Source organism: Kitasatospora sp. NPDC088351 (assembly GCF_040685575.1).
In the GTDB taxonomy this organism is placed as follows: domain Bacteria; phylum Actinomycetota; class Actinomycetes; order Streptomycetales; family Streptomycetaceae; genus Kitasatospora.
Genome location: NZ_JBFBIL010000145.1, coordinates 1 through 1,407 on the forward strand (window position 1 = coordinate 1; position 1,407 = coordinate 1,407).

Consider the following 1,407-nt stretch of genomic DNA (forward strand, 5'->3'; position numbering starts at 1 on the left):
TACTGCAACGGTGTTTACCGTGACGGTTGTCGGGTTCGCTCGTTGAGCTGTTCATGGGTGGGGACATATCCGAGGTCGATGCTCGTCGCTGGTCGGATGGGCTGGTCGGGTTGCACGAGCGGTTTGGGCACCGGTTCGCGCGGAGCGAGTCGCGGGAGTCGGCGTTGGCCTACATGCGGGGCCTGCTGGCGCCGCTGGAGCGCAAGAACGGGTGGACGGTGGCCGAGGAGGCCGGTCACAGCGGTCCGGACCGGATCCAGCGACTGCTGAACCGGATCGACTGGGACGCGGACGAGGTGCTCGACGACGTGCGCGCCTACGTCGTCGAGCACCTGTCGGATCCCGGTGGCGTGCTGATCGTGGACGACACCGGCTTCCTGAAGAAGGGCGTGCGGTCGGCCGGTGTCCAGCGGCAATACTCGGGTACCGCGGGCCGTACCGAGAACTGCCAGGTCGGGGTCTTCCTCGCCTACTCGAGCGGGCTGGGCCGGACGTTGATCGACCGGGCGCTCTACCTGCCGAAGTCCTGGACGGACGACCGCGAACGCTGTCGGGCGGCGGGGATCGGTGACGAGGTCGAGTTCGCCACCAAGGTCGAGCTCGCGAGGGCGATGGTCCGCCGTGCGATCGACGACAGGATCCCGTTCCGGTGGGTGACCGCGGATGCCGGCTACGGCTACAGCAAGGGCTGGCGCTACGAGTTGGAGCAGGCCGACGTCTTCCACGTCGTCGCCACCACCCGCCACGACACCGTGGTCACCTGGCGGGCCATGGACCATCGGCTGCACGACCTGGTCGCAGACCTGCCCCGACAGAAGTGGAAGCGCCGATCCTGCGGCGACGGCGCCCACGGCCTGCGGATCTACGACTGGGCCCGCATCGAGGTCCGGCCCTGGCACCGCCCCGACCGCAGGCACTGGGTCCTGGCCCGCCGCAGCATCGCCGACCCCGCAAAGATCGCCTACTACATCGCCTACGCACCTGCCGATGCCACACTCAATGACCTGATCGCCGTCGCAGGCGCCCGCTGGGCGATCGAGGAGTGCTTCCAGAGCGCGAAGGGCCAGTGCGGCCTGGACGACTACCAGGTCCGCCGCCACCAGGGCTGGTACCAGCACATCACCCTCGCCATGGCCGCCCACGCCTACCTCACTGTCATGCGGGCCCAGCAGCTCGAAAGGGGGCCGGACCTACTCGAACGCCAGACCTGATACCCCTCACCGTCCCCGAGATCCGCCGGCTGATCACGCATCTCACCCGGCCTGTCCGCCGCAGCATCGACCACGTCCTGCACTGGTCCCGATGGCGCCGCCGACGCCAACACCAGGCCCGGACCAGCCACTACAAGAGACGAGGCCACAGCCCAAGAGCTGAAGCCTCGTCACGCTAAGCACCGTTGCAGTACTA

The 1,407-nt window shown here is 68.2% G+C and carries 1 protein-coding gene; it reads left to right on the forward strand.

The window, feature by feature from the left end; translation table 11 throughout:
• Positions 1-53 precede the first annotated feature (53 nt).
• Positions 54-1,211: an IS701 family transposase gene (locus AB0P06_RS36900; RefSeq protein WP_363615388.1), complete on the forward strand. Its 1,158-nt coding sequence runs from the start codon at positions 54-56 to the stop codon at positions 1,209-1,211.
• Positions 1,212-1,407 lie beyond the last annotated feature (196 nt).